The sequence below is a fragment of the Trebonia sp. genome (assembly GCF_049794275.1).
Taxonomy (GTDB): domain Bacteria; phylum Actinomycetota; class Actinomycetes; order Streptosporangiales; family Streptosporangiaceae; genus Trebonia.
Genome location: NZ_JBARCR010000351.1, coordinates 1 through 5,056, shown reverse-complemented (window position 1 = coordinate 5,056; position 5,056 = coordinate 1). Strand labels below are relative to the sequence as shown.

The 5,056-nt window shown below is 70.3% G+C and carries 6 protein-coding genes; 1 reads left to right on the top strand and 5 read right to left on the bottom strand.

The features are described from left to right. Positions 1-50 precede the first annotated feature (50 nt). On the bottom strand, positions 51-713 hold the full coding sequence (locus WA805_RS09715; protein WP_422290571.1) for a hypothetical protein: 663 nt from the start codon (positions 711-713) through the stop codon (positions 51-53). 328 nt (positions 714-1,041) lie between these two features. Here WA805_RS09715 and WA805_RS09710 point away from each other — a divergent pair, with 328 nt between their 5' ends. Beyond that, the gene (locus WA805_RS09710; protein WP_422290573.1) at positions 1,042-1,923 is read left to right on the top strand and encodes a class I SAM-dependent methyltransferase; all 882 of its coding nucleotides are present in this window, start codon (positions 1,042-1,044) and stop codon (positions 1,921-1,923) included. Between the two features lie 85 nt (positions 1,924-2,008). Here the strand turns inward: WA805_RS09710 and WA805_RS09705 are convergent, their stop codons facing one another. From WA805_RS09705 to WA805_RS09690, 4 genes are all read right to left on the bottom strand, one after another. After that, on the bottom strand, positions 2,009-2,482 hold the full coding sequence (locus WA805_RS09705) for a GNAT family N-acetyltransferase (RefSeq protein WP_422290575.1): 474 nt from the start codon (positions 2,480-2,482) through the stop codon (positions 2,009-2,011). Further along, positions 2,482-3,627 carry an enolase C-terminal domain-like protein gene (locus WA805_RS09700; protein ID WP_422326710.1) on the bottom strand — a complete coding sequence of 382 codons (1,146 nt, stop codon included), beginning with the start codon at positions 3,625-3,627 and terminating at the stop codon, positions 2,482-2,484. Before WA805_RS09700 ends, WA805_RS09705 begins: the two co-directional genes overlap by 1 nt. Before the next feature lie 104 nt (positions 3,628-3,731). Continuing rightward, entirely contained in the window at positions 3,732-4,355 is a 624-nt protein-coding gene (locus tag WA805_RS09695; RefSeq protein ID WP_425242174.1) for a hypothetical protein, read from the bottom strand. Then, positions 4,352-4,921 (bottom strand): RNA polymerase sigma factor, encoded by a 570-nt coding sequence (locus WA805_RS09690; RefSeq protein WP_422290581.1) that lies wholly within the window; start codon positions 4,919-4,921, stop codon positions 4,352-4,354. The genes WA805_RS09695 and WA805_RS09690 overlap by 4 nt, the downstream gene beginning before the upstream one ends. Between the last annotated feature and the right edge of the window lie 135 nt (positions 4,922-5,056).

Here is a 5,056-nt window from a genome sequence, read left to right as displayed (position 1 = left end):
AAGGTGTTCGATCCGCGGGATCTGCCGAAGAGGGTTCATGGTTCCCGGCGTCAGCAGTTCTTCATGATCAGGGAATTCGGGGGTGTTGCCGGGGTCTCGGTGATCCGGCGGCCCGGCATGACCGTCGTGCGCACACCGGTCTCTACGTCGTCGGCGATGACGCAGCCAAGCCGTCGCTCGCCGGTATCGGCCAGCGTCCCGTCCCGGATGACGTGCACTGTCCCGCGTCGCAGGTTCCGCACCGCCGAGCAGAAGAACGCCCCGAGAGCGGCACGGCGGCCGATGACCGAATGGCCCAGGAAGCTCATGTGCGACACTTCCGCCTGCGCCAGCAGCAGGCAGCGCCGTATCTCGACGCTGGGGCCGAGGTAGGAGCGCCCCTCGATGACCGTCGGGCCGAAGATGCTGGCGTTCGGCCCGATCTCGCAATCGGGCCCGATAAGAACGGGGCCGAACAGGTTGACGCCGGTATGCAGGAGCGAGCTCTGGTGCACCAGCGCGTGGCCTTGCCAGTCCCAGCGCGGGCTCGGCGGGTTGTCAACCAGGCGGTAGCCATCGCAGTCGGCCGGCAAAGCCAGCGCGGTAAGGGCTCTGACAACGTGCAGGCCCTGGAGTTCGTCCTCCCACCACTTCGGCTCGGTCAGGCAGTGATGAAGCGCCGCGGGCAGCAGCGCCATCATCTCGTCGCCGAGAAGATTCTCCGCGCTCCTCACGACCCTCCGTTGCCCGGTCCACAGGAAACAGCCGTCAGCGATGGTACCCGCCCAGCGAGTCCTGGAGCCGGGCCTGGCGGCCGATCCCGGGGCGATTCAGTCGGGGACCGGCTGGGGTGCAGTTCTGTCAGCGTGTGGTGCGGCGGGGTCCAGCGCCGGACGGCCGCGTTCCGCCTCTCCGGTCCCGTAAATCGACCCGCCTGCCGGCCCCGCCACTGACGAGGTTGTCCCGTAGTCTCGCTAATGTTCGCCCGGAATCTTGATCCGGAGATGGGCGGGCCGCCTGGTCGGCGGACCCGGCACCTGCGCCCGGGAGGAGCGTGCTGTCGTGGCGGGTCCTGACCGCTGGCACCGGTGGCTGCTGGAGGTGCGGTTCGGCGGCGATGCCGCCGCCCGGGAGAAGGATCTCGCCGAGTTCCTCTACCCGGTCCGCGATGCGGTGCTGGACCGTGCACGGCTCGAGCCCGGCCAGACGCTGCTGGACGTGGGCACCGGGGACGGTCTCATCGCGTTCGGCGCACTGGAACGGCTGGGGCCGTCTGGGCGGGTGATCTTCTCCGACATCTCGCAAGACCTGCTCGATCACTGCCGGGCCGCAGCCAGCGCAGAAGGGCTGCTTGACCGGTGCCGCTTCGTGCTCGCCCCCGCCGATCAGCTCACTGCCGTTCCGGACGCCTCGGTCGACGCGGTCACCACCAGGTCGGTGCTGATCTACGTTAAGGACAAGGCACGGGCCATGCGCGAGTTCTTCCGTGTGCTGCGGCCCGGCGGGCGGGCAAGCCTGTTCGAGCCGGTCAATGTCCTGATGTCCGACCCTGGCCCCGGCCTGTTCCACGGCTACGACGTCACCCCGGTCAAGGCCCTGGCAGCCAGGGTCCAGGCCCTTTACGTATCGATCCAGCCGCCGGGGGCTGATCCCATGGTCGACTTCGACGACCGGGACCTGGTGCGCCACGCCCAAGACGCCGGGTTCAGCGAGATCAGCCTGGAACTGCGGGTCAGCGTGAAGAATCGCAAGGACCCCGTGCCCTGGGAACGGTTCCTGCGCATGTCAGGCAACCCGTTGCAGCCGACCTTCCAGGAAGCCCTGCAGCAGGCCCTCAGCACCCAGGAAGCCGGCGAGCTCGCCCGCCACCTCCGGCCGCTCGTGGAATCCGGAACCGGGCTGGAACGCACCGCGCTGGCCTACCTGACCGCCGTCAAAGGCTGAAAAAGGGGCCTACAACCACACAACCTCTGACGGTCATCTGAACATGGGGCCAAGTATCAGTCACGGGGCCAACCATCGGCCACAGTCACACTTGCGGCTCCAGTGACTTCTCGAACCAGTGGTGCGCGTACGGCTCGTCGTTGAACGCCGCCACCTCCCGGTAGCCAGCCGACCGGTACAGGCTTATCGCCTCGCGCAGCGTCCGGTTGGTTTCCAGCCTCAGTACCCGGACGCCGTGCGCGGCCGCGTGCGCCTCGAGCTCGGCGAGCAGCCGCCTTCCCAGGCCGAGGCCGCGGGCCGACGGCGCGACCCACATCCGCTTGATCTCGGCTGGGGCGTCGCCGTGGAACTTCAGCGCGCCGCACCCGGCGGGTTCCCCGTCCACGGTCGCGACCAGGAACAGCCCCGCGGGCGGCGTCATCTCCTCGTCCGCCGCCGAAATGCTCAGCGCCGGGTCGAAGCCGTCGTCGAAGCGGCTGGCGAGTTCGGTCTCATAGGCCCGCAGGCACGTTTGCGCGTCCGGGTCCCGCGGGTCCCGCACGCCGACGCGCACCTCCATTACTCCACCACGGCGTGCACCGACGAGTTGATCAGCGGCCAGTCGACGCCGACGCCCAGCCCGGGTCCTGTCGGCGCGTGCACGTAGCCCTCCGCGTCGACCGTGAACGGCTCGGTCAGGCCGTAGCTGAAGTGCGCGAGGCTGTGGTCGCCCGCCCGGTTGAACGCGAGCACTTCGAGCCAGTCGCAATTGTCGATGGCCATCATCACGTGGAGCGCCGCGACGTTGTTCAGCGGGTTGTAGTTGTCGTGCACCTCGCAGTTCATCCCGAACGCCTCGGCCAGGTGCGCGATCTTCATCAGCCCCGTGATGCCGCCCTTAATGACGACGTCGCCGCGCAGGAAGTCCGTCGCGCCCGCGGTGATCCACGGCGGCAGCGCCGTCAGCCCGCCAGGGGTGATCTCGGTGGCCAGCAGCGGGATGGTCAGGTGCCTGGCGAGGCGCTGGTAGCCGTGGATGTCGTGGTCGGGCAGCGGGTCCTCGTACCAGAAGTAGCCGAGATCCTGGATCGCCTGCCCGACCCGCAGCGCGTCCGGGTAGGAGTAGCTCCACGACGAGTCGAGCATCAGCGTCATCTCGTCGCCGACCGCGGCCCTGACGGCCTCGCAGGCCGCGATGTCGAAGTCGACGGGCGGCGCCGTGCCCGGTGGCAGCCAGGGCCCGCGCGGCGGGTGCAGCTTGTATCCGCGCCAGCCCTGCTCCTGCCAGTAGACGGCGTCCTCGGCGTACTCCCCCGGCGTCCGGTAATGGGCCGTGGAGTAGTACGCGGGGATCCGGTCCCGGCAGGTGCCGAGCAGCCGGTGCACGGGCAGCCCGGCGGTCTTGCCCGCGATGTCCCACAGCGCGACGTCGACGCTGCCCACGGCGTGCGGGCTGAGGTAGTGCACCAGCCCGGCCATCCGCCGCCAGTGCGCCCCGATGTCCAGCGGGTCCGCGCCGACCAGCCACGGCTTGACGACGGTGACGATCTGGTCCGCGATCGCGACCGGCCCGGGACCGGGCCCGGACAGGAAGCTGTTGCCCTCGATGCCCTCATCGGTCATGATCCGCAGCACGCCGAGCAGTTGCCGTCCGCCCGGTCCGAACGAGGCGCTTCCGGTGCTGACCCGCTCATGCAGCACAACCGTGACATCCGTAATCCGCACGCCCGCCCACGCTACTCCGGCCCGCCCCGGACCGACTAGAGCGCGGCCGGAAGCCCCGCGCTCCCGGCCGCGCTCTGGTCAGAGCCGGACCCGCCGCCGCTCGCTTATGACCCCGAGCCGCCGATCGTCCCTGAGCCGCCGCTGCCGGGAGGCAGCGGCGGCTGGGCCACGCAGCTCGGCGCCGGGGGCGAGGCCAGGGTTCCTATGCCGTACGAGGTGTTCCCGCTGGTCGCCACGCCGATCACGAGGATGTCCCCGACCGGGATGCCGCGCGCGTTCACGGTGATGGTCCCGTCGGGCGAACGGGATATCCCTGTGGTGATCAGGTGGCCCTTCCCCGATATGGCGGGCGGCGTCACCTTGCTCGTGCAGCCAGGCTCGACCGGCACCACGACCACCTGCTTGTCGCCAAGCTGACGGAGCCTTGCGTTGGCGGCCGCTATCCCGGACTTCTGGTACACCGCGAGCGTGATCGTGCCGTCGGAGTTCTTCGTCACCGCGTAGGCCGCCGGGGTTCCGCTCCCGGCCACGTGGGCCGGGGTGCCGCTCTGGGCTACCAGGACGCCGGCGACGGCGGCGCCGACGGCGAGGGTGCCGCCGCTCGCCAGCAGCGTCTGGCGGGCCGTGATGTGGCGCTTGGGCTGCGCCGGCGGCCTGGTGTGCTGCGCTAGCGCCGTTCCATGTTCGCGCATGAGGTCGTCGAACAGCTGGTCTGAGAACTTAGTCATTGGTGTCGCCCCTGATTCGTGGTTGTCGCGTGCCTGCGCAACTGGGCACGGGCCCGCATCAAACGCATCCGTGCCGCGCCAGGCGTGACCCCGAGCACGGCCGCCGCCTCCTTCGGGCGCAGGCCGGCGAGGTCCACAAGCTCGATCAGCGCACGGTCCCGGTCCGGCAGCATGCCCAGCCCGCTGACCAGGTCACGGCCCGCCCGTTCCGCGTCGATGCGGTCGAGCAGTTCCTCGACCTGATCCGGTTCCAGGTCGCGCCGGCCCGCCAGCCGCTGCAGCCTGTCCTGCTGCTGGCCGTACGCCTCGCAGTGCGCGGCGTACACGTGCCGGGCGATCCCGAACACCCAGGCCCGCGCGGTGCCCCGGCCGGGGTCGAAAGACCCGAAGCTGGTGATCGCCGTGACGAAGGTGTCCGCCGTGAGGTCGGCGACCACGTGCGGGTCGGCGCTGCGCCGGGCGAAGTAGGCCGTGACCGCCTCCACGTTCGCCCGGTACAGCCGCTCGAACTCGGCCGCCGCGCCGGTCCCGCCCGCCTGCCTGACTGTTGCTGCTGCCTTGGTCACGTCTCTAGTTGCCCCGCAGCCGCTCTAGCGTCACGCGGTCCTCACCGCGGCCCCTCACCGCGGCGGCGTGCCGAAGTTCCCGTGCCGTCCGGCGCCGGCGGCGAACCGGGCCGCGCCGACGGCTGTCTCGCTGGC

Coding starts and splice junctions, on each gene's coding strand:
- WA805_RS09695 (WP_425242174.1), bottom strand. CDS start 4,355: ATGACTAAGTTCTCAGACCAGCTGTTCGACGACCTCATGCGCGAACAT.
- WA805_RS09705 (WP_422290575.1), bottom strand. CDS start 2,482: ATGGAGGTGCGCGTCGGCGTGCGGGACCCGCGGGACCCGGACGCGCAA.